Below are 2,554 nucleotides of genomic sequence, written 5' to 3'. Positions count from 1 at the left end.
ATTAGGTACGCCACCATCTGTATGTGCTAATAATGTACCTTCAAATGCTTTTGTATTAACTTCATCAATTGTTTTACCAGCAAGATAATTTAATCCATCTAAATCGTCACTATCTTCTTCAATAGTAAGATCATGTTTTGGATGATTCACTTTTACAACTGTTTCAAATAAGAAACGACGACCTTCTTGAACGTATTGTCCTAATGAATGTAAATCAGTAGTGTAGTTAGCACTTGAAGGATAAATACCTTTAAAGTCTTTACCTTCTGATTCACCAAATAATTGTTTCCACCATTCGTTGAAATATTGCATTGACGGTTCATAGTTGATAAGCATTTCAGTTGTATAACCTTTGCTATATAGAAGGTTACGGATTGTTGCATATTGATAAGCAATATTTTCTTCTAATTTGTCAGAAGATAATTCTTTACGTGCTTTTGCTGCACCAATCATCATCGCTTCAATATTAATACCTGCAGCTGCGATTGGTAATAAACCTACAGCAGTTAACACTGAATAACGGCCACCTACATCATCAGGGACTACAAATGTTTCATAACCTTCATTTGTAGCTAATTGTTTTAATGCACCTTTTTGTTTATCTGTTGTAGCAAAGATACGTTTTTTAGCTTCTTCTTTGCCATATTTATTCTCAACTAATTGTTTGAATAAACGGAATGCAACTGCTGGTTCTGTAGTTGTACCAGATTTAGAAATGACGTTTACAGAGAAATCTTTGTCAGCTAAATAATCTACTAATTCTTTTGTATAATTTGATGATAAATGATTACCTACAAAAACAATTTCAGGATAGTCATTATTTGTTCTAAATGAAGATGTTAGCATTTCAATAGCAGCACGTGCACCAAGGTATGAGCCACCAATACCAATAACAACTAACACGTCAGAATTTACTTTAATACGTTTAGAAGCTTCTACAATTCTTGAAAACTCTTCTTTATCGTAATCAATTGGAAGGTCTACCCAACCCAAGAAATTATTTCCTGCACCAGTTCCTTCATGTATCGTTTTGTGTAATGTCTTCACGATATCTTTTTGTTGTTCTAATTCATGTTCTCCAAAAAATTCTAAAGTCTTACCATAATCTAATTGAATATGAGTCATCTAAAAAGCCTCCAAATTTGTAATTATTAGTCTTATATTTACAATTCCAACTGTACACTACAGTGTAATATTATTCATACTGAAAAAATAGTCACCCCCTTTAGATAAGCTGACATTCCCTATATGCCAATTTTGTCAGTATTGATTTATTGATAATTATGTCAAAATAAAGGTATAAATTAATGAAAGGATGAATTATAGTGGAATTACAATTAGCTATTGATTTATTAAATAAAGAAGAAGCAGCAGAATTAGCGAAAAAAGTAGAAGAATATGTCGATATTGTTGAAATTGGTACACCAATTGTGATTAATGAAGGTTTACCTGCCGTTCAACATTTAAATGAAAATATAAGCAATGCTAAAGTATTAGCAGACTTAAAAATCATGGATGCAGCAGACTATGAAGTAAGCCAAGCTGTTAAATTCGGCGCTGATGTTGTAACAATTTTAGGTGTAGCAGAAGATGCGTCAATTAAAGCAGCAGTTGAAGAAGCACATAAAAATGACAAACAATTATTAGTAGATATGATTGCTGTACAAGATTTAGAAAAACGTGCGAAAGAATTAGATGAAATGGGTGCTGACTATATTGCAGTGCACACTGGTTATGATTTACAAGCTGAAGGACAATCTCCATTAGATAGCTTACGTAAAGTTAAATCAGTAATTAAAAATTCTAAAGTCGCAGTTGCTGGTGGTATTAAACCAGATACAATTAAAGAAATTGTTGCAGAAGAACCTGACTTAGTAATTGTTGGTGGCGGTATCGCAAATGCTGATGACCCTGTAGAAGCAGCTAAACAATGTCGTGACGCTATTGAAGGTAAATAATGATGGCAACTTTTAATCATTATCAATTAATTTTAGATGAGTTAAAGGGTACTTTATCTCATGTTAAAGATGAAGAGTTTGATGGATTTGCATCAGAAGTAACTGAAGCATCACGCATATTTGTTGCAGGTAAGGGTCGTTCTGGATTCGTTGCAAATAGTTTTGCAATGAGACTCAATCAATTAGGCAAGCAAGCATTTGTTATTGGCGAATCAACAACACCATCAATTCAAAAAGGTGATTTATTTATTGTGATTTCTGGTTCGGGTTCAACAGAACACCTTCGCTTATTAGCAGATAAAGCGAAATCAGTTGAAGCAGAAGTGGTATTACTAACAACTAAACTAGATTCTGCAATTGGTGAAATTGCAGACACAGTAGTTGAATTACCAGCAGGTACAAAACACGATGCTACTGGGTCTGATCAACCGTTAGGTAGTTTGTTTGAACAATCATCACAAATCTTTTTAGATAGTGTAGTCATTGGACTAATGACACAATTAGATGTTGATGAAACAACTATGCAAAATAATCATGCCAATTTAGAATAGATATAAATAAGCAGTTAATGCGGAAGATTATATAATCTTCCGCAT

The 2,554-nt window shown here is 33.0% G+C and carries 3 protein-coding genes; 2 read left to right on the top strand and 1 reads right to left on the bottom strand.

Going from position 1 to position 2,554, the window contains the following annotated elements:
- Nucleotides 1-1,125: glucose-6-phosphate isomerase (locus HMPREF2930_RS00570; RefSeq protein WP_070597185.1), on the bottom strand; the 1,125-nt coding region annotated here is incomplete at its 3' end.
- Nucleotides 1,126-1,325: 200 nt separating this feature from the next.
- Between HMPREF2930_RS00570 and hxlA the strand changes: the two genes are divergently transcribed.
- Together hxlA and hxlB are read left to right on the top strand one after the other, a co-directional pair.
- Complete coding sequence (hxlA, locus tag HMPREF2930_RS00565) at nt 1,326-1,958, top strand: 3-hexulose-6-phosphate synthase (RefSeq protein WP_002449613.1); 633 nt, start codon at nt 1,326-1,328, stop codon at nt 1,956-1,958.
- A 2-nt stretch (nt 1,959-1,960) separates the two neighbouring features.
- Entirely contained in the window at nt 1,961-2,509 is a 549-nt protein-coding gene (hxlB, locus tag HMPREF2930_RS00560; RefSeq protein ID WP_015387319.1) for a 6-phospho-3-hexuloisomerase, read from the top strand.
- Nucleotides 2,510-2,554: the final 45 nt, after the last annotated feature.

This window comes from Staphylococcus sp. HMSC068C09, from assembly GCF_001813735.1.
Classification (GTDB): domain Bacteria; phylum Bacillota; class Bacilli; order Staphylococcales; family Staphylococcaceae; genus Staphylococcus; species Staphylococcus hominis.
This window is presented reverse-complemented; position numbering and strand designations above follow the sequence as displayed.